The organism is Pantoea sp. VS1 (assembly GCF_002207995.1).
In the GTDB taxonomy this organism is placed as follows: Bacteria; Pseudomonadota; Gammaproteobacteria; order Enterobacterales; family Enterobacteriaceae; genus Pantoea; species Pantoea dispersa.
In genome coordinates this window covers 321,168-345,199 of the sequence record NZ_NHZE01000005.1, presented here as the reverse complement: position 1 = coordinate 345,199, position 24,032 = coordinate 321,168, and the positions used below count along the sequence as shown (strand labels likewise).

At 56.6% G+C, this 24,032-nt stretch carries 21 protein-coding genes; 3 read left to right on the top strand and 18 right to left on the bottom strand.

Features of this window, described 5'->3' with window-relative positions; all coding sequences use genetic code 11:
- Positions 1-197 precede the first annotated feature (197 nt).
- The 10 genes from folA to ribF form a co-directional block, all read right to left on the bottom strand.
- Positions 198-680 carry a type 3 dihydrofolate reductase gene (folA, locus tag CBW22_RS03965; protein ID WP_031279709.1) on the bottom strand — a complete coding sequence of 161 codons (483 nt, stop codon included), beginning with the start codon at positions 678-680 and terminating at the stop codon, positions 198-200.
- 288 nt (positions 681-968) lie between these two features.
- Positions 969-2,111 carry a porin gene (locus tag CBW22_RS03960; protein WP_088516073.1) on the bottom strand — a complete coding sequence of 381 codons (1,143 nt, stop codon included), beginning with the start codon at positions 2,109-2,111 and terminating at the stop codon, positions 969-971.
- 235 nt (positions 2,112-2,346) lie between these two features.
- Complete coding sequence (gene carB / locus CBW22_RS03955; protein WP_088516072.1) at positions 2,347-5,571, bottom strand: carbamoyl-phosphate synthase large subunit; 3,225 nt, start codon at positions 5,569-5,571, stop codon at positions 2,347-2,349.
- Between the two features lie 13 nt (positions 5,572-5,584).
- Complete coding sequence (gene carA, locus CBW22_RS03950) at positions 5,585-6,733, bottom strand: glutamine-hydrolyzing carbamoyl-phosphate synthase small subunit (protein ID WP_031279710.1); 1,149 nt, start codon at positions 6,731-6,733, stop codon at positions 5,585-5,587.
- 470 nt (positions 6,734-7,203) lie between these two features.
- Positions 7,204-8,019 carry a 4-hydroxy-tetrahydrodipicolinate reductase gene (dapB, locus tag CBW22_RS03945; protein ID WP_021507594.1) on the bottom strand — a complete coding sequence of 272 codons (816 nt, stop codon included), beginning with the start codon at positions 8,017-8,019 and terminating at the stop codon, positions 7,204-7,206.
- Positions 8,020-8,242: 223 nt separating this feature from the next.
- Positions 8,243-9,196, bottom strand: coding sequence for a 4-hydroxy-3-methylbut-2-enyl diphosphate reductase (gene ispH / locus CBW22_RS03935; RefSeq protein ID WP_021507596.1), 954 nt, complete (start codon positions 9,194-9,196; stop codon positions 8,243-8,245).
- On the bottom strand, positions 9,177-9,647 hold the full coding sequence (gene fkpB, locus CBW22_RS03930) for an FKBP-type peptidyl-prolyl cis-trans isomerase (RefSeq protein WP_088516071.1): 471 nt from the start codon (positions 9,645-9,647) through the stop codon (positions 9,177-9,179). Before fkpB ends, ispH begins: the two co-directional genes overlap by 20 nt.
- A 9-nt stretch (positions 9,648-9,656) precedes the next feature.
- Positions 9,657-10,157, bottom strand: a complete 501-nt coding sequence (gene lspA / locus CBW22_RS03925) for a signal peptidase II (protein ID WP_021507598.1) — start codon at positions 10,155-10,157, stop codon at positions 9,657-9,659.
- The gene (gene ileS, locus CBW22_RS03920) at positions 10,157-12,976 is read right to left on the bottom strand and encodes an isoleucine--tRNA ligase (RefSeq protein WP_088516070.1); all 2,820 of its coding nucleotides are present in this window, start codon (positions 12,974-12,976) and stop codon (positions 10,157-10,159) included. Before ileS ends, lspA begins: the two co-directional genes overlap by 1 nt.
- Before the next feature lie 27 nt (positions 12,977-13,003).
- Positions 13,004-13,942, bottom strand: a complete 939-nt coding sequence (gene ribF / locus CBW22_RS03915; RefSeq protein WP_058774845.1) for a bifunctional riboflavin kinase/FAD synthetase — start codon at positions 13,940-13,942, stop codon at positions 13,004-13,006.
- A gap of 319 nt (positions 13,943-14,261) precedes the next feature.
- Here ribF and rpsT point away from each other — a divergent pair, with 319 nt between their 5' ends.
- Positions 14,262-14,525: a 30S ribosomal protein S20 gene (rpsT, locus tag CBW22_RS03910; protein WP_013507813.1), complete on the top strand. Its 264-nt coding sequence runs from the start codon at positions 14,262-14,264 to the stop codon at positions 14,523-14,525.
- A 51-nt stretch (positions 14,526-14,576) separates the two neighbouring features.
- Here the strand turns inward: rpsT and nhaR are convergent, their stop codons facing one another.
- The 7 genes from nhaR to CBW22_RS03880 form a co-directional block, all read right to left on the bottom strand.
- The gene (nhaR, locus tag CBW22_RS03905) at positions 14,577-15,479 is read right to left on the bottom strand and encodes a transcriptional activator NhaR (RefSeq protein WP_088516069.1); all 903 of its coding nucleotides are present in this window, start codon (positions 15,477-15,479) and stop codon (positions 14,577-14,579) included.
- Positions 15,480-15,508: 29 nt separating this feature from the next.
- On the bottom strand, positions 15,509-16,687 hold the full coding sequence (gene nhaA / locus CBW22_RS03900; RefSeq protein ID WP_031279712.1) for a Na+/H+ antiporter NhaA: 1,179 nt from the start codon (positions 16,685-16,687) through the stop codon (positions 15,509-15,511).
- A gap of 190 nt (positions 16,688-16,877) precedes the next feature.
- A complete protein-coding gene (locus CBW22_RS25930; protein ID WP_164861030.1) occupies positions 16,878-17,021 on the bottom strand; it encodes a hypothetical protein in 144 nt (47 codons plus the stop codon).
- 251 nt (positions 17,022-17,272) lie between these two features.
- The gene (locus CBW22_RS03895; RefSeq protein ID WP_058780419.1) at positions 17,273-18,139 is read right to left on the bottom strand and encodes a helix-turn-helix domain-containing protein; all 867 of its coding nucleotides are present in this window, start codon (positions 18,137-18,139) and stop codon (positions 17,273-17,275) included.
- A gap of 399 nt (positions 18,140-18,538) precedes the next feature.
- On the bottom strand, positions 18,539-18,706 hold the full coding sequence (locus CBW22_RS03890) for a DUF2474 domain-containing protein (RefSeq protein WP_021507606.1): 168 nt from the start codon (positions 18,704-18,706) through the stop codon (positions 18,539-18,541).
- A gap of 1 nt (position 18,707) precedes the next feature.
- Positions 18,708-19,712, bottom strand: a complete 1,005-nt coding sequence (cydB, locus tag CBW22_RS03885) for a cytochrome d ubiquinol oxidase subunit II (RefSeq protein WP_021507607.1) — start codon at positions 19,710-19,712, stop codon at positions 18,708-18,710.
- Positions 19,713-21,137 carry a cytochrome ubiquinol oxidase subunit I gene (locus tag CBW22_RS03880; protein WP_021507608.1) on the bottom strand — a complete coding sequence of 475 codons (1,425 nt, stop codon included), beginning with the start codon at positions 21,135-21,137 and terminating at the stop codon, positions 19,713-19,715.
- A 569-nt stretch (positions 21,138-21,706) separates the two neighbouring features.
- Between CBW22_RS03880 and yghX the strand changes: the two genes are divergently transcribed.
- On the top strand, positions 21,707-22,597 hold the full coding sequence (gene yghX, locus CBW22_RS03875; RefSeq protein ID WP_021507609.1) for a YghX family hydrolase: 891 nt from the start codon (positions 21,707-21,709) through the stop codon (positions 22,595-22,597).
- Between the two features lie 22 nt (positions 22,598-22,619).
- On the opposite strand, the gene CBW22_RS03870 is transcribed toward yghX, so the two are convergent.
- Entirely contained in the window at positions 22,620-22,991 is a 372-nt protein-coding gene (locus tag CBW22_RS03870) for a winged helix-turn-helix transcriptional regulator (RefSeq protein ID WP_021507610.1), read from the bottom strand.
- Between the two features lie 101 nt (positions 22,992-23,092).
- Between CBW22_RS03870 and CBW22_RS03865 the strand changes: the two genes are divergently transcribed.
- Positions 23,093-23,947: an SDR family oxidoreductase gene (locus CBW22_RS03865; protein ID WP_088516068.1), complete on the top strand. Its 855-nt coding sequence runs from the start codon at positions 23,093-23,095 to the stop codon at positions 23,945-23,947.
- Positions 23,948-24,032: the final 85 nt, after the last annotated feature.

Genomic DNA, 24,032 nt, shown 5'->3' with positions numbered 1-24,032 from the left:
AGGGCGTTGCATGGTAACAGTCTCAGTCCAGGGCATAGTGAGTCTCCTCTGCTATGCCGTTTATAACTGTTACCCATGTGCCCGGTCTAAAGTGTTACCCATGTGCTCGGTTTGTACCTTTATGCGCACCTGGAATGTATAAACAGCGATTGATCCCTGCCTTTACAGGCTGCGCATTCATGCGCAGCAGGCCACTCTCAACGGCGGCGATCCAGAATCTCAAAGCAGTAACTGTGCGAATTCTGCGCATCGGCATCGTGGAACTCACTGAACGTCGACTGCCACTCGTCCGGCTCGTAATCCGGGAACTGGGTGTCGCCTTCCACTTCCGCATCGATATGCGTCAGATAGAGACGATCGGCGCGCGCCAGCATCTGCGCATAAATCCGGCCACCGCCAATCACCATGATCTCTTCTGCCTCACCCGCTGCGGCAATTGCCTCTTCCGGCGACGTCACCCAGGTCACGCCGTCATGGTTGCCGGGCTGGCTGCTGACCACAATATTCAGGCGTCCCGGTAACGGGCGACCAATCGATTCAAAGGTCAGGCGGCCCATAATCACCGGTTTGTTCAGCGTGTTGCGCTTGAACCACGCGAGGTCGGCAGGCAGGTGCCATGGCATGGCGTTTTCCATGCCAATAATACGATCTGCTGCCAGTGCCGCGATCAAACTAATCATGTTAAAAGACCTACAGGAAAAAAATTGGCGCAATGATACGTAAAGGTGAAACTTTCGTCGATAGGACGACCGTGCTATTTACGTAAAGCCCGCTTGGCTCGGCGTTTTGTCTGACCGACAGAGTTTTACTCCGACTTTGCGGCAGTTAGCGGAAAGAGCCGCCAGAATTCGCGGTGAAGGCGCTACAACTCAGGGTGATGCTCCACGCTGCCCGCGCGCTGTGTAAAGAAAAGCGCACTGTGCCCGCCCCAAAAAAAACGGCTCCCGCAGGAGCCGTTGATTTACGCATCAGAAATCGTAGCGCAGGCGCACCAGATTAACGTTGCCCAGTGATTTATCGGTACTGGAGGTGATCACATATTCGTAGTCGACGCGGAAACCGTAGTCGAGCTGCGCGCTGACGCCCACGCCGTTATCGATACGCTTGTAGTTACGTCCGTTGACGAACTCCAGGCGATCGCCCATGAAGTACGGCTGGATGCTCTTCACCGCATACTGCCCGATCGGGAATTTATAACCGGCGAAGTATTCAACGCCCCACGCATCATCCGCGAAGTAGTTGTTGACGGTGTTGCGTTTGGTTGGCGAGAAGTTCTCATACCAGCCCGCACCGGCGGACAGCGTCCAGTTGTCCGGCGTCCAGCTCAGCGCGGTGCCGTAGATATTCTGGTCGTAACGCTTGCTGTCGCCATTGCCCGGATTGCGGATATCCGCACGGGTGTAGTTCCACGCGGTGCCCCACGCCAGATCTTTGGTGATGTGATAGTTCACGCCCAGCGAACCGCCGCCCTTGCGCTTGTAGCGCAGGCCGTTGCCCGGCAGATAGTCGTTATCTTCAAACAGATAAGCCGCATAGACATCCGCATCGCCGAAGGTGTTTTTATACTTCAGCATCTTGCGCGAGCGGTAAGATCCGTCGTAGTCACCGTTGATGCCGTTACCCGGTGCCTGGGCCAGCATATCGTAGTCCCAGATATCGGTTTTAGCGCCGACGACATCGTAATAAACGCTGTTCTGCTGGCCAAAATAGAGCTCGCCCAGCGATGCGCTTTTGAAACCGGTATACAGCTGGCGACGCGTGGTGTTATGGGCGCCATCCGCATAGTGGTTATCCCAGCCCCACCACGCCGGGAAGTTAACGCCCAGCTCGTAGTAACCCACCCAGCTGACATCGTCAAACAGGTAGTAGTTGGCGCTGAAGCGGAAACGTGAACCGCCGTCGTAGCCGTTACGCTTATACGATTTATCGTTAACCCCGTTCTGATGCAGATACTGCGGACGAATACTGCCGCCCACTTTGAAATCAAGACGGCTAAGCGGATCGCCGGCCTGCGGATCCTGCTTCAGCAGGGTGATTTCCGCCTGACTGGCGAGGGGTGCAGCAACAAGTAACGCAGCCACTGCGCTGAGAGTGAAAGCACGCATTTTCATTTTTATATCCCGTTAAGGTGAGCGCTCTATGATTGAGCAGCGGAATAGTACGGTGCGCTTAGCGGAGAGGTATTTATAATTTTGTGCGGATACGCCTGAATGTAACTGGTTTCGCATCAACTGATAAAAATTATGTCAAATCAATAGATTTGTAACGTATAACCTTATGCAGCACAGGCAAAACAGGCCAAAAAAAACGGCCCGCGCGGGGCCGTTTAGTCACAGAGCAGGCGGTTTAGCCTTTGATCTGCGCGTGCATTTCCTGCACCGAAATCACTTTTTCGGTCGGATCCGCATTCAGCGCCATCGCGGTAGCAAAACCACCGTTCAGCGTGGTGTCGTAATGCACTTTGTACTGCAGCGCGCTGCGGCGAATCAGTTTCGAATCCTCAATCGCCTGGCGTCCTGCGGTGGTGTTGACGATGTAGGTGTACTCACCGTTCTTCAGGCGATCCTGAATGTGCGGACGTCCTTCGTGCACCTTGTTCACCAGGCGCGGATTGATGCCGGCTTCACCCAGCACTACGGCGGTACCGTGCGTCGCATCCAGCTCGAAGCCAAACTTCTGCAGCTTCGCGGCCAGGTCAACGATACGTTTCTTGTCGCCTTCACGCACCGACAGCAGCGCACGCCCCTGCTTCTTCATATTGCTCTGCGCGCCGAGCATAGCTTTGCTGAATGCTTCCGCGAAGGTGCGGCCCACGCCCATCACTTCACCGGTCGAACGCATTTCCGGACCAAGAATCGGGTCCACGCCCGGGAATTTGTTGAACGGCAGCACCACTTCTTTCACCGAGTAGTACGGCGGAATCACCTCTTCGGTCACGCCCTGTTCAGCCAGGGTTTTGCCAGCCATCACGCGCGCAGCCACTTTCGCCAGCGGCACGCCGGTGGCTTTGGAGACAAACGGCACGGTACGCGCGGCACGTGGGTTCACCTCAATCAGGTAAACTTCGTTGTCCTTGACCGCAAACTGCACGTTCATCAGGCCACGTACGTTGAGTTCGAACGCCAGCTTTTCCACCTGCTGACGCATCACGTTCTGAATCTCAGTGCTCAGGGTGTACGCCGGCAGCGAACAGGCCGAGTCACCAGAGTGCACGCCCGCCTGCTCAATGTGTTCCATGATGCCGCCAATCAGCACACGTTCGCCGTCGCAAATCGCATCGACGTCCACTTCCACCGCGTCATCGAGGAAGCGATCCAGCAGCACTGGCGCATCGTTGGACACGGACACCGCAGTCTGGAAGTAGCGCTTAAGATCCACTTCGTCATAGACGATTTCCATCGCCCGGCCGCCCAGCACGTAGGAAGGACGCACCACCAGCGGATAGCCAATCCCTGCGGCTTTTTCTACCGCCTGTTCCAGCGTCGCCACCGTGGCGTTAGCTGGCTGTTTCAGCTTCAGGCGATCCACCGCCTGCTGGAAACGCTCACGGTCTTCCGCGCGGTCAATGGCATCCGGGCTGGTACCAATCACCGGCACGCCAGCCGCTTCCAGCGCGCGCGCCAGCTTCAGCGGCGTCTGGCCACCGTACTGCACGATAACGCCTTTTGGCTGCTCGATGCGCACGATCTCCAGCACGTCTTCCAGCGTTACCGGCTCGAAGTAGAGACGGTCTGAGGTGTCGTAATCGGTTGACACGGTTTCCGGGTTACAGTTGACCATAATGGTTTCGTAACCGTCTTCACGCAGCGCCAGCGCCGCATGCACGCAGCAGTAATCGAACTCAATACCCTGACCGATACGGTTTGGCCCGCCGCCCAGAATCATGATTTTGTCGCGATCCTGATTAGGATTGGCTTCGCACTCTTCTTCATAGGTGGAGTACATGTAAGCGGTGTCCGTGGCGAACTCTGCCGCACAGGTATCCACGCGCTTGTAAACCGGATGCAGGTTGAACTGATGACGCAGCTTGCGGATTTCACTCTCCGCCACGCCTGCCAGCGTTGCCAGACGCACATCGGCAAAGCCTTTACGCTTCAGCGTACGCAGGAAATCCGCGCTCAGCGAGTTGACCCCTTCGCGCGCCACCTGCTCTTCCAGGCGCACCAGCTCTTCAATCTGCACCAGGAACCAGCGGTCAACGTTGGTCAGGTTAAACACGCCGTCGACCGACATGCCGGCACGGAACGCATCAGCGATATACCAGATGCGGTCAGAACCGGCATCTTTCAGCTCGCGGCGGATACGGGTCAGGGCTTCGCCATCATCCAGATCCACTTTCGGGTCGAAGCCGCTGGCGCCCACTTCCAGACCGCGCAGCGCTTTCTGCATCGACTCCTGGAACGTGCGGCCAATCGCCATCACTTCACCGACTGATTTCATCTGCGTGGTCAGACGGTCATTGGCACCGGCAAACTTCTCGAAGTTGAAGCGGGGAATCTTGGTGACGACGTAGTCGATGGACGGCTCGAACGAGGCCGGCGTACGGCCACCGGTGATGTCGTTCATCAGTTCATCGAGGGTAAAGCCCACCGCCAGCTTGGCCGCGACTTTGGCAATCGGGAAGCCGGTCGCTTTCGAGGCCAGCGCTGAGGAGCGCGACACGCGCGGGTTCATCTCAATGACGATCAGGCGACCATCTTTCGGGTTCACCGAGAACTGGACGTTGGAACCGCCGGTTTCGACACCGATTTCACGCAGTACCGCCAGCGAGGCGTTACGCATGATTTGATACTCTTTATCGGTCAGCGTTTGGGCAGGCGCCACGGTGATGGAGTCACCGGTGTGAATCCCCATCGCGTCAAAGTTTTCGATCGAGCAGACGATGATGCAGTTGTCGTTTTTATCACGCACCACTTCCATCTCGTACTCTTTCCAGCCAATCAGCGACTCATCAATCAGCAGCTCATTGGTTGGCGACAGATCGAGGCCGCGCTCGCAAATCTCTTCAAACTCTTCGCGGTTGTAAGCGATACCGCCACCGGTGCCGCCCATGGTAAACGACGGACGAATGATGCACGGGAAACCGACCTCTTCCGCTACTGCCAGCGCTTCTTCCATGGTGTGCGCGATACCGGAACGTGCGGTATCCAGGCCGATGCTCTTCATCGCCACGTCGAAGCGGCGACGGTCTTCGGCTTTATCAATCGCATCGGCGGTGGCACCAATCATGGTCACGCCAAACTCGGCCAGCACTCCCTGACGCTCCAGCTCCAGCGCACAGTTCAGCGCGGTCTGGCCACCCATGGTCGGCAGCACCGCATCCGGGCGCTCTTTTTCAATGATTTTACGCACCACTTCCCAGTGGATAGGCTCGATGTAAGTCGCATCCGCCATTTCCGGGTCGGTCATGATGGTGGCCGGGTTAGAGTTCACCAGAATGACGCGGTAACCCTCTTCACGCAGCGCTTTACACGCCTGCGCACCTGAATAGTCGAATTCACATGCCTGGCCAATCACAATCGGGCCAGCGCCAAGGATCAGGATAGATTTTATGTCAGTACGTTTTGGCATCGTGGGCTCCTGATTACTTCGCGTTAGAACGGTAAGCTTCGATCAGTTCGATAAAGTGATCGAACAGCGGCGCCGCATCGTGCGGACCTGGGCTGGCTTCCGGATGTCCCTGGAAGCTGAACGCCGGTTTGTCGGTACGGTGAATGCCCTGTACGGTCTGGTCAAACAGGGAAACATGGGTCACGCGCAGGTTAGCCGGCAGGTTGGTTTCATCGACGGCAAAACCGTGGTTCTGCGCGGTGATCATCACGGTGTTGTTATCGAGGTCTTTCACCGGATGGTTGCCACCGTGATGGCCAAGCTTCATCTTCACGGTTTTCGCACCGCTGGCCAGTGCCAGCAGCTGATGGCCAAGACAGATACCAAACACCGGAATGTCGGTTTTCAGGAAAGCCTGAATCGCGCTGATGGCGTAGTCGCACGGCTCCGGGTCGCCAGGGCCATTTGACAGGAAAATCCCGTCCGGATTCAGCGCCAGCACCTCATCAGCCGGCGTTTGCGCCGGGACAACCGTCAGGCGACAGCCGCGATCCACCAGCATGCGCAGAATGTTGCGCTTGGCGCCGTAGTCATAAGCCACCACGTGGAACGGCAGCGCGTCAGCGCTTTGCTGCTCGGGCAGGCCGCCTTTCAGCGCCCAGCTCCCCTGCTGCCACGCGTAGGTTTCCGCCGTGGTCACTTCTTTCGCCAGGTCCATGCCTTTCAGGCCCGGGAACGCCTGGGCTTTCTGCAGCGCCAGCGCCGCATCCGGACTGTCGCCGGCGATGATGCAGCCGTTCAGCGCCCCTTTCTCACGCAGCAGGCGCGTCAGTTTGCGCGTATCGATATCGGCGATACCGACAATATTGTTGCGCTGCAGATAGGCTGACAGGCTCTCTTCGCTGCGGAAGTTGCTGGTAATCAGCGGCAGATCGCGGATGACGAGGCCCTGAGCATGGATTTGACTGGATTCTTCATCGGCGGCATTGGCACCAACGTTGCCGATATGAGGATAAGTGAGGGTGACGATCTGGCGGGAATAGGAAGGATCAGTGAGGATTTCTTGATAACCGGTCATTGACGTATTGAAAACGACCTCCCCCACTGCCGATCCCGTTGCCCCGATGGCCCGACCGTGGAATTGGGTTCCGTCTTCCAGAACCAAGAGCGCTGACTTAATCAAAACATCCTCCAGGGAATAAACAGTCACAATATCTGCATATTAATTCAAAATGATGCGCTGAATCAATGCAAAAACCGCCTGACCGCTCGATTTTTGGCAAATTGCGCGCATTCTAATGATCGACCTGGTGATTGTCTACCCTGAGTGGTTATTTTTTTGTATATTTCGGGCTACTGAATGTTAAAAGTGAAGCAAGGCGACAAAATAGTGAGAGATCTCCGATAAATAATCGGTTGCCTGACGCAATTAATGGCAAAACACCGGCTGACTGCGTAAATTTTTGACCAAATGGTCAAAAAAAGCCACCCGACATGAAAAAACGCGCAGATAAGTCATAAAAACAACCATCATAAACAAAAATAACAATCAGACTTCCATTTTACAGACAAAATAAAGGGCAATGAAAACATTGCCCTGTTCAATCAATATCTTACCGATTGAAATAACCACATCACGATGGTTCACAACACTCACAACATCGACAAATCCAGCACATCACGCATATCATAAAGGCCAGATTTCTTATCTTTTAACCACGCAGCGGCTTTAACGGCCCCGTTGGCGAAGGTCATACGGCTGGAAGCCTTGTGCGTAATCTCTACGCGCTCGCCGATATCCGCAAACATCGCGGTGTGCTCACCGACAATATCGCCCGCGCGCACGGTGGCAAAGCCAATAGTTTGCGCCTTGCGCTCGCCGGTATGGCCTTCGCGCGCGTAAACCGCGTGCTCATCCAGCTTCCAGTGCATGGCGTCGGCAATCGCCTCTCCCATCGCCAGCGCCGTGCCTGATGGCGCATCCACTTTGTGGCGGTGATGCGCTTCCACAATCTCGATATCCGCATAGTCGCCCATCACTTTTGCCGCCTGCTGTAACAGGTTAAGCACCAGATTGACGCCTACGCTGAAGTTAGCGGCAAACACGATGCCAATCTCTTCAGCTGCTTCACGGATGGCTGCCTTACCGGCTTCATCAAAACCGGTGGTGCCAATCACCATCGCTTTTTGATGCTGACGGCAGAACGCCAGATATTCCAGCGTGCCTTCCGGACGGGTGAAATCGATCAGCACATCGAAATCATTCACCACCTGCCGCAGATCGTCGGTCACCCGTACGCCGGTTTTGCCGATTCCCGCCAGTTCACCGGCATCCGCCCCCAGCAGCGAGGAACCGCTGCGCGCCAGCGCCGCGCCTAACACCACGCCTTCCGCCTGCTGTGCGGCCTGAATCAGATTGCGTCCCATGCGACCCGGCGCACCAACAATAGCAATGCGGATTTCACTCATATTTATTCATTCCTGATACAAAACTATGCATGCAAAGCGTAAACAGGTTAACGGTCAGATAACAGTCACGCCACAATAATAACGGGATAATAAGAATTTTAGGCCAGCCGCGATAGATTATCAGTAAAAGCAATCCCGCCCGCTGGAAGTCACGGCTGAGGTGATAAAGGATAAAGAAAAGGCCGAACATTGTCGGCCTGTTTCTGTCAGCAAATTGAAGTGCTTACTGCACGTTGCGTACGTCGACGCGCAGCTCTTTCGGCACTTCAAACACGATATTCTCTTCACGGCCAATCAGCTCAATTGCCGCTTCGCCGCCCAGCTCACGCAGGCGCTGAATCACCTGCTGCACCAGAATATCCGGAGCCGAAGCACCGGCGGTAACGCCGATACACTGCACGCCTTTGACCCACTCTTCCTGAATATCATCCGCAGAATCAATCAGCTTCGCCAGCTTGCCGGCACGCTGCGCCAGCTCCGCCAGACGATTCGAGTTGGAGGAGTTTTTCGAGCCGACCACCAGAACCACCTCCGCATCCTGCGCCAGCACACGCACGGCTTCCTGGCGGTTGGTGGTGGCGTAGCAGATATCATCCTTACGCGGTCCGATGATTGCCGGGAAGCGCTGACGCAGCGCATCGATCACGTCCGAGGTATCATCCACCGACAGCGTGGTCTGCGTCATAAAGCACAGGTTGTTTTCATCTTTTACCTGCAGCTTAAACACATCCTCTGGCGACTCCACCAGATACATACCGCCGTTCGGGTTGCTGTACTGGCCCATGGTGCCTTCCACTTCCGGATGTCCGGCGTGGCCGATGAGGATCGCTTCCACGCCTTTACGGCTGGCACGCGCCACTTCCATATGCACCTTGGTCACCAGTGGACAGGTGGCGTCAAACAGCATGGTGAGGCTGCGCGCTTTCGCTTCGGCCCGCACGGCCTGGGAAACGCCGTGTGCCGAGAAAATCAGGATGGCGTTGTCCGGTACTTCACTGATCTCTTCAATGAAGATCGCACCGCGCTCGCGCAGGCTGCTGACCACGTAGCGGTTATGCACCACTTCATGACGCACGTAGATCGGCGCGCCATACATCTCCAGCGCCCGCTCGACAATGCTGATGGCGCGGTCGACGCCTGCACAGAAACCGCGTGGGTTAGCTAACAGGATTTGCATCGCTGGCCTCCAGCACCGGATCGATCTCCAGCACTTCAATCTCGAATTTAATGCGCTGACCCGCCAGCGGATGGTTGAAATCGACGGTAATCGAGTCACCGGAAATTTCACGAATCACGCCCGGCATCTCGCTGCCGCCCATGCCGCTGAACAGCATGATGGCACCGACTTCCGGCTCGCCCGCGTCGTTGAAATCACGGCGCGAGAAGTACTGGATCAGATCCGGGCTGGCAGCGCCAAAGGCGTCTTCCGGCTCGAGCGTAAAGGCGTGCTGATCGCCCACTTTACGCCCGACCAGCTCCTGCTCCAGCGCCGCCGACAGGCTGCCATCTCCCAGACGGAACAGCGCAGGCTTGCCGTTGGCGCGCGTGGATTCAGCCGTCGAGCCATCCTCCAGCTTCAGTGTAAAATGCACCAGCAGCGCGCTGTCGCGCTGAACGATGTCTGTCATCTGTTACCCTTATTTATTCGTGACCTGTTTGCCTTTCGGGCTCAGAAAGCCCTCCAGCACCACCAGCGCCGCACCGATGCAGATTCCGCAGTCGGCAATGTTAAAGGTGGCGAAGTGCCAGTCACCGACATAGAAGTCGATAAAGTCGACCACAAAGCCGTGCCAGGCACGATCAAACAGGTTACCCAGCGCCCCGCCAATAATCAGCGCGTAGGCAATGTTGGTTAATTTATTGCTGGCGCGATTGCGATACATCATCACCAGCAGCGACACCACAATGGCGATGGCAATACCGGCAAAGAACCAGCGCTGCCAGCCGCCTTTGTCTGCCAGGAAGCTGAACGCCGCGCCATAGTTGTGCGCGTAGAACAGGTTCAGGAACGGCATCAGCGGCTGGGTTTCATGCAGCATCATGTTGTTCATGACCCACTGCTTGCTGGCAAAATCGACCACGATCACCACCAGCACCAGCCATACCCAGCGCAGTCCGGTTGAGCACAGTTTACTCATCAGGCAAATTTCCGCACTTCACCGTTTCCGGCTACGTTGGTGTAGCAACGTCCACACACCGCAGCATGCTCCGGATTCTGGCCGACGTCAGTAGTGTAATGCCAGCAGCGCGGACATTTCTCGCCTTCTGCTTTGTGTAGCGCGATTTTCAGACCTTTTAACAGCTCGCTCTGCTGTGCTTCGTCGCTGGCCGTCACATAATCCGCCACGGTCGCGCCCGAGGTCAGCAGCACGAAACGCAGCTCATCGCCCAGCGCCTGCAGCTTCGCCGCCAGTTCCGGATCGGCGTACAGCGTGACGGTGGCTTCGAGTGCGCCGCCGATGCGTTTGTCGCTGCGCGCCTGCTCAATCACCTTGTTCACTTCACCGCGCACTTTCAGCAGTTCTGCCCAGTACGCATCATTCAGCGCTTCATCCTGCGCCAGACCGAACAGGCCCTGATACCACTCTTCGGTGAACACGTACTGTGGACGCTCGCCAGGCAGATAGCCCCAGATCTCATCCGCGGTGAACGACATGATCGGCGCCATCCAGCGCACCAGCGCTTCAGCGATATGCCACAGCGCGGTCTGGCAGCTGCGACGCGCCAGGCTGTCGCCCTTCGCGGTGTACTGACGATCTTTGATCACGTCGAGATAGAACGAGCCCATCTCGATGGAACAGAAGTGCATCAGACGCTGCACCACTTCGTGGAAATCGTAGTTCTCGTACGACTGCACAATATCCTGCTGTGCCGCCAGCGCACGGCCTACGGCCCAGCGATCCACCACCACCATCTCTTCCGGGCTGACGCAGTCGGTTGCCGGGTTGAAGCCTGCAAGGTTGGCCAGCAGGAAGCGCGCGGTGTTTCGGATACGGCGATAGCTGTCGGCAGCCCTTTTCAGGATTTCGTCGGATACCGCCATCTCACCGGAGTAGTCGGTTGAAGCCACCCACAGACGCAGAATATCCGCGCCCAGCTTGTCCATCACGTCCTGCGGTGCCACGGTGTTGCCGATTGATTTCGACATTTTGCGGCCCTGACCGTCGACGGTGAAGCCGTGAGTCAGTACCTGACGGTAAGGCGCTTTGCCTTTCATCGCCGTGGAGATCATCAGCGACGACATGAACCAGCCGCGATGCTGATCCGAGCCTTCCAGATACATATCCGGTGCGTGCCCGTCAAATTCCGGACGCGCATCCACTACCGAGAAGCTGGTCGATCCGGAGTCAAACCAGACGTCGAGGGTATCCGGCACTTTGACGTAGTGATCGGCGTCATCGCCCATCAGATCGCGCGGATCGAGATCCCACCACGCCTGAATACCGTCCTGCTCGACGCGCTGCGCCACTTTCTCCATCAGCTCCAGCGTATCCGGGTGCAGCTGCTCGCTCTCTTTATGGACGAACAGCGCCATCGGCACGCCCCAGGTGCGCTGACGCGAGATGCACCAGTCCGGACGGTTAGCGACCATCGCTTCGATACGCGCCTGGCCCCAGTCCGGGATCCACTGCACACCTTTGATCTCTTTCAGCGACTGCGCACGCAGGCCTTTCTGATCCATGCTGATAAACCACTGCGGCGTAGCCCGGAAGATGATTGGCGTTTTATGACGCCAGCAGTGCGGATAGCTGTGCAGCAGTTTTTCCACGTGCAGCAGCGCGCCTTTCTCCTGCAGCAGCGCAACGATCATGTCGTTGGCTTTAAATACGTTAACGCCATCCAGGGTTGGATAGGTGCCCGGCAGATACGCGCCGTCCGGCCCGACCGGGTTAGCGGTTTCGATGCCGTATTTCTGGCCGATCACATAGTCATCCGGACCGTGGCCTGGCGCGGTGTGCACCGCACCGGTACCGGCGTCCAGCGTGACGTGCTCACCCAGCACCACTTTTGACTGGATCTGCTCAAGGAACGGATGCTGGAACAGCTGCAGCTCCAGCGCGGCGCCTTTGCATTCGCCCAGCACCTGCCACTCACTGATGCCTGCGCGTTTCAGCACCGATTCCACCAAATCTTTCGCGAGGATCAGGCTGCGGCCGGCAATCTGCACCAGCTGGTAGTCGAATTCCGGATGCAGCGAGATGGCGCGGTTTGCCGGCATGGTCCACGGCGTGGTGGTCCAGATAACCAGTGAAACCGGGCCTTCCGACGCCGCAACGCCAAACTTCGCGCGTACCGCATCGGCGTCCAGCGCGTTAAACATCACGTCGATAGAAGGTGAGGTTTTGTCGTAATACTCCACTTCCGCTTCCGCCAGCGCGGAACGGCAGTCCATACACCAGTGCACCGGCTTGGCGCCTTTGTGCAGATGGCCATTACCGATGATCTTGCCCAGCGCGCGAATGATGTTGGCTTCGGTCTGGAAATTCATGGTCAGATAAGGACGATCCCAGTCGCCGAGCACGCCAAGACGGATGAAGTCCTTCTTCTGGCCTTCAACCTGCTCCGCCGCGTAGTTGCGGCAGGCTGCGCGGAATTCAGCTGCGCTGACTTTCTCGCCCGGCTTGCCAATCATCTGCTCAACTTTGTGCTCAATCGGTAAGCCGTGGCAGTCCCAGCCGGGAACATACGGCGAGTCAAAGCCCGCCATGCCTTTCGACTTAACGATAATATCTTTCAGAATCTTGTTGACTGAGTGACCAATATGAATGCTGCCGTTCGCATACGGAGGGCCATCATGCAGGATAAAGGTTTTTTTCCCTTTTTTGGCTGCGCGGATGATGCCGTACAGGTTGTCATCATACCAACGTTGCAGCATTCCCGGTTCGCGTTTGGCCAGATCGCCACGCATCGGGAACCCCGTTTCCGGCAAATTCAGGGTAGATTTATAGTCACTCATCAGATTCTCGGTTCCGTATTTCGGTCATTAAACCGGTGTTTTTAGCCCAAAAAATTGGCGGGCCGTCACCACATCTTTCGCAATTTGTTCTTTCAGCGCGTCCAGCGAAGCGAAACGCTGTTCGTCGCGAATCTTCTGCTTCAGCACCACCTCAATGTGGCGCCCATAAAGATTCATATGTGTGTCGAGCAGGTGAACTTCAAGCTGCTGACGCAGACCTTTTACCGTCGGGCGCGTACCAATGTTTGCCACGCCGGGAATCGGCTGCTCGCCCAGCCCCAGCACTTCAACCGCAAAGACACCTTTTACCGGCGTCACGGTGCGACGAAGCGGGAGATTGGCGGTCGGGAAACCAATGGTGCGTCCCAGTGCATCACCGTGCACCACGCGGCCAGAAATACTGAACGGATGACCGAGCAGCTGCTGCGCCTGAGCAAAATCGTCCTGCGCCAGCGCCTGACGTACCGCCGTACTGCTGATACGTTTGCCGCCATCACAATAGGTCTGGGTGCTGATGACCTCAAAGCCATACTCCGCACCGGCTTTCTGTAATAACAGGAAATCCCCCTGGCGACCAGCGCCAAAGCGGAAATCATCCCCCACTGCGAGGAATTTCACATTGAGCTTGTCGACCAGCAGTTCGCTGATAAAGCTTTGTGCTGAGTGTGCCGCAAAACGGCGATCGAAGCGCACGCACACCACGGCATCAACGCCCGCCAGTGCGAGGTATTTGAGCTTTTCACGCAGACGCGTCAGGCGCGCCGGCGCTTTGTCGCCGGCAAACAGCTCCAGCGGCTGTGGCTCAAACAGCATCACCACCACCGGCAGGTTGCGTTTACGTCCTTCGGCAATTAACTCCGCCATCAGCGCCTGGTGGCCGCGATGCACGCCGTCAAAATTACCAATGGTCAGGACGCAGCCGCGATGCTGCTCTTTCAGATTGTAAATACCGCGGATAAACTTCATGGCTGACTCAAACCGGTGGAAATCGGCGGATTATACCCTTGAATAGCGTTCAGGTTAACCCGTCTGCGTGCCTTTCCTGCGCCTGATTCAGCGTCAGGCGCCCGCTGGCTGGCGGCTCCGGCCCCATCACAACAATTTTGTTGCGAAATACTGTATTCAGCGCGGTGTTGCTGGTAGAATCTTGCGCCATCAATTACGTAAGCGGGTGTCGTGGTTAAAACGACGCTTTATTGCACAAATCCATTGACAAAAGAAGGCGCAAAAGGCATAGTCCTCGGCCTTTGATTTGTCCATATAGAACACATTTGGGAGTTGGACCTTGGCTAATATCAAATCAGCTAAGAAACGCGCCGTAACATCTGAGAAACGTCGCAAGCATAACGCGAGCAATCGTTCTATGATGCGTACTTTCATCAAGAAAGTATACGCGGCTATCGCAACCGGCGACAAAGCTGCTGCGCAGAACGCATTCAACGAAATGCAACCAATCGTGGACCGTCAGGCTGCTAAAGGTCTGATCCACAAAAACAAAGCTGCACGTCATAAAGCAAACCTGACTGCTCAGATCAACAAACTGGCTTAATCGCCGTCTGTTTATCGCTTTGTTAAAAGAACCGGCGCTTCGCCGGTTTTTTTATGCCTGCGATCCGTGGCTGAACAGCGCGCTGAAGTCGCGATGACAGATGCTCTGCACCGCCGGATGCTGAATCATGCGCCCGGCAAAAATAACGTGATACTCCTCCATCACCGTCTCCAGCCTGCCGATCTCGCGCACGCTATCGTCACGATAGACCTCATCCCCGTACAGCGTCGGTGCGACAAAGATCGCATTATTCTGCGCGCCAAACGCCTTCATCAGCGCCGCATCATCAAATTCACCGAGAATCTCAACCTGTAACCCCTGGCTGTGGATCCAGTTCAGCAGCTTGCGCCCCAGCATCGAACGCCGGCCGGGCAGCAGCAGGCGCCGCTGCTCCAGACAGGCCGGAAACGGCAGCTCAGGCAGTGGCGCATTACACCAGAAGCTAACCGGACATTCGCCGAGCTTGACCGAAAACAGCCCGGCCTGCTGAGTTGAATCTATCGGGCAGTCGGAGAGGATCATATCCAGCTTATGCTGGCTGAGCTGCTCCAGCAGCATTTCATGCGTTGATTCAAAGCAGCGCAGCTGAATTTTCTCGCCGGCCATCACCGCCGTTTCCAGCACCTTGCTCACCAGCTGTTTTGACAGCGCATCCGCCACGCCAACATCAAACAGCAGATGCGACTCCTTGCGGTAGTTAACGATATCGAGCATTTCCTGGCTGAGCATAAACATGCGATCGGCATAGCGGAACACCAGCTGCCCCAGCTCGGTGGGCACCAGGCCGCGCCCCTGACGGCGAAACAGCACGCCATTCAGCTGCTCTTCCAGCGCTTTGATCTGGCCGGTTACGGTCTGCGGCGTGAGGCACAGCACTTCAGCGGCGCGCACCACCGAACCGGTTTTGCACACCTGCCAGAAGTAGTAGAGATGATTAAAATTGAGCTGATTCATACCATAAAGGAGGCTTGCGCCTCTCCTTATTAGCGCAGTTTGATGCGCAGCAGCGTGTAACCTATCACCGCCGACAGCAGTGAACCGCTAAGAATGCCCAGCTTCGAGAACGTCACCAGCTGTTCATGCGCGGCGTCAAACGCCAGCGAGCTGATGAAGATCGACATGGTAAAGCCGATACCGCACAGCACGCCGATTGCCATAATGTCGCGAATGGTGGTGCTGCCAGGCAACGCCGCCAGCCGCAGCTTCACCGCCAGCCAGCAGAACAGCGTGATACCTAACGGTTTACCAATCAGCAGACCGAGGATAATGCCAAGCGGCTCCGGCGACAGCACATCGCCAAAGGTGATGCCGCTGAGCGAGATGCCGGCGTTGGCGAACGCGAACAGCGGCAGGATCAGCCAGTTCACCCACGGCATCAGTCCGTGCGCCAGGTGCTCAGCCGGTGAGTGTCCCTCTTTCTCCTCCAGCGGCACAAAGAAGCCCACCACCACGCCCGCCAGCGTGGCATGCACGCCGGACTTCAGTACCGCGGTCCACAGCACCACGCCCACCAGCATATACACCGCGATGTTGCGCACCCCGCAGCGATTGAGGATCGCCAGCAGCACGATAGCGCCGCCCGCCACGCTCAGCGACAGCACTGACAGATCGCTGGTATAGAACAGCGCAATAATCACGATGGCACCGAGGTCATCAATGATCGCCAGCGCCATCAGGAACACTTTCAGCGCCGCCGGTACCCGGCTGCCGAGCAGCGCCAGCACACCGAGCGCAAAGGCGATATCGGTGGCCGTAGGAATTGCCCAGCCGTTGCGGGCAACCTCGTTATCATGATTGAACAGCAGGAAAATGAGCGCCGGCGCAACCATGCCACCCAACGCAGCAATCACCGGGAAGATCGCGCGATCGCGGCTGGCCAGCTCGCCGCTGATCAGTTCGCGCTTCACTTCGAGGCCAATCAGCAGAAAGAACAGCGCCATCAGCGCATCGTTAATCCACAGCAGCAGGTTTTTGCTGATATCCAGCGCGCCGAAGCGAATCTGTACCGGCTCCGCCAGCAGGTTTTGATAGCCCTGCGCGGTGGCGGCATTATTGGCCAGCACCATCGCCGCCACCGCCGCCAGAATCAGCACCATGCCGTTGCTGGCGTCACTTTCGATAAAGCTTTTCAGCAAGCTTCGAATACTACGGGGTTTGTTCACAACTCCTCCTGAGCAGAGACATTTGGTGGAGAAGTTTAGCCGCTGAAACACCTCGTTAAAAGCAGCTTATGTCTCGTTTATTGCTCGGGATTTTCGAGTTATTCGCCAGGCCGGGCGTATTGCAGCGGAGGGAGGGGCTGAAAGCGGACGAACGCAATACGGCGCTGGTCGCTAAGCAGGTAGCGCGCCGTCAGGCCTGGTGGTTAGTGCAGGTCAGCAGCGTCACGTCATCCGTACGCTGCTGTGGCAGCGCATTATCGCCGGCAATCTCATGCTGGGCGCAGTGTGGCTGATGCGGATGCAGGCCGCCTGGCGGTGAGAAAGGCTCAGCCATCTGGGCACTTGCCAGCGCGGAAAACGCCACAAGCGCTGTTGAAAGTAACAACGGTAGAAGTCGCATAATTTTTTGTCTTTTCACTCTAACGGTCCGGAATGGACCAGGCATGCAGGTGATGATCCAGCCTGAGAGGTGGCAAACAGTGTTTTCCACGGTCAGTCAGGTTTCAGTGAAGGATTTTACGCCACTCAGGCGCAGGAATTTATAAAATCGTGCGGTTTATCACAGTTTACCGCACGATTTATGCATTAACCGACTTTAACCGGAATGTAAAAGGTGCCCTGCAGCAGATCCGGCGTGCTGTAGCGGAGATCGAGCTTAATCAGGTCCTTGCCCGGCCGCCGCGCCACGCCGAGCGCAGGCAGATGGTTGTAGTACACCTCTGCGGTAAAGGCATTGATCTCTTCCGGCGCACCGTGCCAGTCGATCTCCGCATACAGTCCGCTTTCACCGGTCCAGTTCTGCACATTACCGGTCAGCACATCGGCGTACTGGCTCTCCAGCGCCTGGAACAGGCTGATATGCTGCTGATCGCTGGAGTTGACGCCCGGACTGAACTGGAAACCGAGCCAGCCACGCTGCACGTGCTGGCCAGCGAAGGCGATGAAATCACGCGTATGCTGCGCCACCACGTGATTGTGATGATCAATGTATTCGCCGAAGCGGCACTCCCACTCGATCACTTCTCCGCACAGCTTCAGCTCCGGCTTCTCTGCCAGGCGCGCACTCACCCACTGCCGCTGGGTGGAGATGCGGCTGTGGAAGTCTTTCATCTGCATCTCAGGAATGCGGCGATAAGCGCCTGGCGTCATGGCGAAGTGGCTTTTAAACACCCGGGTAAAGTTTTGCTGATTATCAAAGCCAAACCGCACGGCGATATCAATTAGCGGCATGCTGGTCAGGCGCAGCGCCATGGCAGAGAGCGTCAGACGACGCTTGCGCGTGTACGAGGCCAGCGTCTGGCCGGTCATCTCTTTGAACATGCGCTGCATGTGCCACTTGGAGTAACCGGATTTCAGGGTAATCAGATCGATGTTGAGCTCGTCGGTCAGATTGGCCTCGATCCAGTCCACCAGATCGTTGATGTACTGTTTTTTCAGATTCAGGCTGAGCATTTTTTTTAATTGAATGGGTTGGGAAAGGCGGTGCTTTTGCGTAATCCGTCACATAAATATAACAAAATCGTATGGATAACGTAAGGAAGAGTAAAGACAGCGAGACGGGAAAAGCATTAATTGCTTAGGTAACTAACCTTTTATCGTCTTAACGGCATCGCATCGTTGAGCAGTGATGTGTCTGCGCATAGCGGTGCGCATCAATGCGCACCCTACGAAAATCGTGCCAGTACTCTGTCGGGGCGCCATGTATGGCGACCAAATGCTGGTCAATCTGATGGGCCGACACATGATCGGTGCGCATTAATGCGCACCCTGTAACATCGTGCATCACCTTGCAGGGTCGCCATTAATGACGACCGATAACGCCGGGCAGGCGTGCCTGCCCTCATCGACAACTCAGTGCGAACGCATGCCCGCTGCCGTCATCATCATACGAAACAGTGATGCCACCACGCCCAGTGCCAGCACGCTTGCGCCGTAGATGATTACTAACCACAGCACGCGCTTCCACCAGGGGGCTTTCGTTTCAGTGGGGTTGTTCATATTGCTGACCTCGGTTTGCATCTCAGTGGTATCCTTCGTCGGCTTTGATTTTTCCGCGGAACACGTAGTAACTCCAGAAGGTGTAACCCAGAATCACCGGAATAATCAGTAAGCTACCGACCAGCATAAAGGCCTGACTCTGCGGCGGTGACGCGGCGTCCCAGATGGTGATCGACGGCGGAATAATGTGCGGCCACACGCTAATACCAAGGCCGGAGAAGCCGAGAAACACCAGCGCCAGCGTCAGCAGGAACGGCGAGTAGTGCGCCTCACGCTTAATGGCGCGCACGATGCCCCACGAACACAGCAGCACCAGCACCGGCACCGGCAGGAACCAGAACAGGTTAGGACGGCTGAACCAACGGTGCGCAATCGCATCGTGGGTGAACGGCGTCCACAGGCTGATAATGCCGACAATCAGCAGCAGCGCGATCACCAGCGGCGTCGCCAGCGCGGACATCTTACGGTGCAGCTCATGCTCGGTTTTCATGATCAGCCAGGTACAGCCCAGCAGCGCGTACGCCACCACCAGACCGACGCCGCAGAACAGCGGGAACGGCGCCAGCCAGTCCAGCGCCGAGCCGGCAAACTCGCGCCCTTTCACCGGGAAGCCGTCGATAATCGCACCGACCGCAACGCCCTGACTGAAGGTCGCCAGCAGTGAACCGGCGATAAATGATTTATCCCAGAACGCACGGTGCTCTTCCGTGGCCTTAAAGCGGAACTCAAACGCCACGCCACGGAAAATCAGACCAATCAGCATCGCGGTGAGCGGAATGGCCAGCGCATCGGCAATCACCGAATAGGCCAGCGGGAACGCACCGTACAGACCGGCACCGCCCAGCACCAGCCAGGTTTCGTTGCCATCCCAGACCGGCGCAACGGTATTCACCATCATGTCGCGCTCAACTGCATCTTTATTGAACGGGAACAGGATACCGATGCCAAGATCGAAGCCATCCATCACGATATACATCAGGGTGGCGAACACGATAATGGCGAACCAGATAATGGAGAAATCGATCATTTATTTACCCTCCTGCGGTTCGTTCAGACTCTCATGGGCCGCAGAAAGCGGACGCGCAGGTGTTTTATCCTGCCCCGGACCACCGTGGCGCACATCTTTACCCTCGCCGGTCAGCGGACCTTTCTTGATCAGGCGCATCATGTAAACGTAGCCGACACCAAACACTGACGAATAGACGAGGATGAAGGCCAGCAGGCTGATGCTCATATGCAAATCACCATGCGCCGACACCGCATCAATGGTGCGCTGCACCCCGTACACCACCCATGGCTGACGACCAATTTCCGTGGTAAACCAGCCGGCAAGAATGGCGATCAGGCCGGACGGGCCCATCAGCAGGGCGAACCACAGGAACGGCCGGGAGTTATACAGCCGCTTTTTGTAACGCAGCCACAGGCTCAGCACGCCGAGGGTGATCATCAGCAGGCCCATCGCCACCATCACGCGGAACGACCAGAAGATCACCAGCGAATTCGGACGGTCCTCTTTCGGGAAGCTCTTCAGCGCCGGGACCTGTTTGTCCAGGCTGTGGGTCAAAATCAGGCTGCCAAGGTACGGCACTTCCAGCGCATATTTGGTGCGCTCTTCATCCATATCCGGAATACCGAACAGAATCAGCGGCGTCGCTTCCCCCGGCGGGTTTTCCCAGTGGCCTTCAATCGCCGCAATTTTTGCCGGCTGATGCTCAAGGGTATTCAGGCCGTGCGCATCGCCGATCATCGCCTGAATCGGCGCAACGATCAGTGCCATCCACAGTGCCATGGAGAACATTTTGCGGATTGCCGGGTTATCGTTACCGCGCAGCAGATGCCACGCGCCAGACGCGCCAACAAAGAAGGCACTGGCGAGGAAGGCCGCCACCGACATATGGAACAGGCGGTACGGGAACGACGGGTTGAAGACAATCTTAAACCAGTCCTGCGGCACCACGATGCCATTCTCTATGATGTAGCCCTGCGGGGTATGCATCCAGCTGTTGGACGCGAGGATCCAGAAGGTCGAGATGATGGTGCCGAGCGCAACCATGCAGGTGGCAAAGAAGTGCAGGCCCGGCCCAACGCGGTTCCAGCCAAACAGCATCACGCCGAGGAAGCCTGCTTCAAGGAAGAAGGCGGTGAGCACTTCATAAGTCAGCAGCGGACCGGTAATACTGCCGGCAAACTGCGAGAAGCCACTCCAGTTGGTACCAAACTGATACGCCATCACCAGTCCGGACACCACGCCCATACCGAAGTTAACGGCAAAGACTTTGGACCAGAAGTGGTAGAGATCGCGATAGGTCTCGTTACGGGTTTTCAGCCACATGCCTTCGAGCACCGCCAGGAAACTGGCGAGACCGATGGTGATGGCCGGGAAAATAATATGGAAGGAAACAGTAAAGGCGAACTGAATCCTGGCCAGGTGGAAGGCATCTAATCCAAACATTGCTTACCTCTTTGCCACAAGATTACACCGAATTTTTACTTATAATTAACAAGTTTGACGCACAAAAATTATTATTTCGTGACGTCGGAAGAGATTCACGCCAATTGTAAGGCAAGCGGCGAGAACAAAAAGAAACAGTGGGAATGGCTAAAACTATAACAGTATTTTTTGATTTCGATCATTGTTTTCACCAGAAACTACTTCTTTAAAATCACTAAGTTAAGGTTAAAGCCCGTGATTTATTGTGACAATCTTGTTATTAAGCAGAGCGAGAGGAAAAGGCGGCAATCTGGTAACTGGCTAATTTAGCTGTTAATTACAGCGCAAAACAAAACGGCAGAGGACCGCACCGTTACGTTACGCTGTAAAATTTCCTGCACAGCCGCCAGAAAGAAAGTTTGTTAATTAAAAGATAATTTTTATAGACCAAAAAGAAATTAATTTGCTGCCTTTCGGTGACATTTTGTGAGCCATCGCGCATTAACCTGCTGGGGCACGGCATTTGCCAGCGGCGTCAGGCTGTGCTTTGTTAAAGCAGCACAGTCCGGTTAATCAGCGAAGGAGAGGTTATGACCCGTCTTACCGCCCAGGATTTTCCCCAGGAACTGCTTGAGCTTTATGACTACTATGCGCACGGTCGCATCAGCAAGCGCGAGTTTCTCTCGCTGGCCGCGAAGTTCACCATCGCCGGCATGACCGGAGCCACCCTGCTCAGCGCCATGAGCCCCAATTATGCGCTGGCAGAGCAGGTGTCGTTTACCGATCCTGATATCAACGCCGAATACATTCACTACCCGTCGCCCCAGGGACATGGCGAGGTACGCGCTTATCGGGTGCGCCCGACTCACGCCAGCGGCAAGCTGGGTGCCGTGGTGGTGGTACACGAGAATCGCGGCCTGAATCCTTACATTGAAGACGTGGCAAGACGGGTCGCCAAAGCGGGCTATGTTGCGCTGGCGCCGGATGGCTTAAGTTCGCTGGGCGGCTATCCGGGCAATGATGAAGAGGGCCGTGCGATGCAGGCCAAAGTCGACCCGACCAAACTGATGAACGATTTCTTCGCGGCGGTCGATTTCCTGATGCAGCATCCCGAGGGGAACGGCAAGGTAGGCATCACCGGCTTCTGTTATGGCGGCGGCGTAGCAAATGCGGCGGCAGTGGCGTTTCCTGAGCTGGCCTGCGCCGTGCCGTTCTACGGCCGCCAGCCAAAAGCGGAAGATGTGGCGCGCATTCAGGCGCCGCTGCTGCTGCACTATGCCGCGCTGGATAAAGGCATCAACGAAGGCTGGCCAGCCTATGAAGCCGCCCTGCAAGCCAGCCACAAAACCTATGAAGCGTATATTTATCCCGGCGTGAATCACGGCTTTCACAACGACTCAACGCCACGCTATGACAAAGCTGCCGCCGACCTGGCATGGGGTCGCACACTCGGCTGGTTTGAGAAATATTTGCACGCCTGAGCCTGGCGCGCCGCGACGGCACTCACGCCGTCTGCGGCGCTTTAATGATGCGGTGGACATTGCTTTCCAGCCAGTCGGCGAGGCCGATGACCTGCCCTTCCACCTCATGGCCCAGCGCCGTCAGCCGGTACTCCACGTGCGGCGGCACCACTTCATAAGCGATACGCTCAATGAAGCCATCCTCTTCCATGTAGCGCAGCGTCTGCGCCAGCATGCGTTCACTGATGCCACCAATCCGGCGGCGCAGTTCGCTGAAGCGCAGCGTTTCAGCGCGCAGCGCCAGTAACACCAGCACACTCCAGCGGCTGGTAATCCGTTTTAACACTTCACGTGACGGGCAGTTCACATTGAGCAATTCACCACGGGAAAATTTATCACTCAGGTTTTCAGCCATTTACATCACTCCACTCAAACTAACAAATCTGTAAGTACTTACTAAAAGTTAGTTTATCTCGTAGGCTGTTTCCATACCAGTTCAACCTGAGGAAAAACACCATGATTGCGATTACCGGAGCCACTGGCCAACTGGGCCGTTTAGTGATTAATGCCTTGCTGAAGAAAGTACCGGCCAGCGAGATCATCGCGGTGGTACGTTCACCGGAAAAGGCGCAGGACCTGCAGGCGCTCGGCGTCGCGCTGCGTACCGCGGATTACAACCAGCCACAGACGCTGCAGGGCGCCTTTGCCGGCGTGCAGAAAGTGCTGCTGATCTCCTCCAGCGAAGTGGGCCAGCGCGAAGCCCAGCACCGGGCGGTGATTGATGCCGCCAAAGCGGCGGGCGTGTCATTTATCGCGTATACCAGTCTGCTGCATGCCGATATCTCGCCGCTGGGTCTGGGCGTCGAACACCGCGCCACCGAAGCGCTGCTGCAGGCTTCAGGCATCCCTTATGCCCTGCTGCGTAACGGCTGGTACAGCGAAAACTACGCGGCCAGCATCGCACCGGCGTTAGCGCATCATGCCTTTATCGGCGCGGCGGGCAACGGGCGCATCGCGTCGGCGGCGCGCGAGGATTATGCTGTCGCGGCGGCAGAGGTGATCAGCCGTGACGATCAGGCCGGCAAAGTGTACGAACTGGCCGGCGATGACAGCTATACGCTGGCAGAATTCAGTGCGGAGATCGCCCGCCAGTCCGGCGAACAGGTGGAGTATGTTAACCTGCCGCCTGCGGAATTCAGCGCAGCGTTGATCGGAGCCGGTTTACCCGCGCCGCTGGCCGAACTGCTGGCGGATTCCGACGCCGGTGCCGCTCAGGGTGCCCTGTTCGACGACAGCCACACGCTTAGCAAACTCATTGGCCGCCCGACCACACCGTTCGCCGCGGTAATTAAGGCCACGCTGGCAAAGTAAGGCGCTGATGGCGCCCTCACCTGCGGTGAAATTCGGGGTGAGGGCGACGAAAAGCCCTCTTTTCCCGTCTCGTTTGCCATCAAAT

Excerpts from the sequence above, each read along its gene's own strand:
- cydB (WP_021507607.1), bottom strand. The coding sequence starts at position 19,712 with ATGATCGATTTCTCCATTATCTGGTTCGCCATTATCGTGTTCGCCACC.
- carB (WP_088516072.1), bottom strand. The coding sequence starts at position 5,571 with ATGCCAAAACGTACTGACATAAAATCTATCCTGATCCTTGGCGCTGGC.
- dapB (WP_021507594.1), bottom strand. The coding sequence starts at position 8,019 with ATGAGTGAAATCCGCATTGCTATTGTTGGTGCGCCGGGTCGCATGGGA.
- fkpB (WP_088516071.1), bottom strand. The coding sequence starts at position 9,647 with ATGACAGACATCGTTCAGCGCGACAGCGCGCTGCTGGTGCATTTTACA.
- CBW22_RS03880 (WP_021507608.1), bottom strand. The coding sequence starts at position 21,137 with ATGTTTGGATTAGATGCCTTCCACCTGGCCAGGATTCAGTTCGCCTTT.
- CBW22_RS03960 (WP_088516073.1), bottom strand. The coding sequence starts at position 2,111 with ATGAAAATGCGTGCTTTCACTCTCAGCGCAGTGGCTGCGTTACTTGTT.
- CBW22_RS03895 (WP_058780419.1), bottom strand. The coding sequence starts at position 18,139 with ATGCTCAGCCTGAATCTGAAAAAACAGTACATCAACGATCTGGTGGAC.
- ispH (WP_021507596.1), bottom strand. The coding sequence starts at position 9,196 with ATGCAAATCCTGTTAGCTAACCCACGCGGTTTCTGTGCAGGCGTCGAC.
- CBW22_RS03870 (WP_021507610.1), bottom strand. The coding sequence starts at position 22,991 with ATGGCTGAAAACCTGAGTGATAAATTTTCCCGTGGTGAATTGCTCAAT.
- CBW22_RS25930 (WP_164861030.1), bottom strand. The coding sequence starts at position 17,021 with ATGGCTGAGCCTTTCTCACCGCCAGGCGGCCTGCATCCGCATCAGCCA.
- CBW22_RS03890 (WP_021507606.1), bottom strand. The coding sequence starts at position 18,706 with ATGCAAACCGAGGTCAGCAATATGAACAACCCCACTGAAACGAAAGCC.
- nhaR (WP_088516069.1), bottom strand. The coding sequence starts at position 15,479 with ATGAATCAGCTCAATTTTAATCATCTCTACTACTTCTGGCAGGTGTGC.
- yghX (WP_021507609.1), top strand. The coding sequence starts at position 21,707 with ATGACCCGTCTTACCGCCCAGGATTTTCCCCAGGAACTGCTTGAGCTT.
- ileS (WP_088516070.1), bottom strand. The coding sequence starts at position 12,976 with ATGAGTGACTATAAATCTACCCTGAATTTGCCGGAAACGGGGTTCCCG.
- folA (WP_031279709.1), bottom strand. The coding sequence starts at position 680 with ATGATTAGTTTGATCGCGGCACTGGCAGCAGATCGTATTATTGGCATG.
- CBW22_RS03865 (WP_088516068.1), top strand. The coding sequence starts at position 23,093 with ATGATTGCGATTACCGGAGCCACTGGCCAACTGGGCCGTTTAGTGATT.
- lspA (WP_021507598.1), bottom strand. The coding sequence starts at position 10,157 with ATGAGTAAACTGTGCTCAACCGGACTGCGCTGGGTATGGCTGGTGCTG.
- ribF (WP_058774845.1), bottom strand. The coding sequence starts at position 13,942 with ATGAAGTTTATCCGCGGTATTTACAATCTGAAAGAGCAGCATCGCGGC.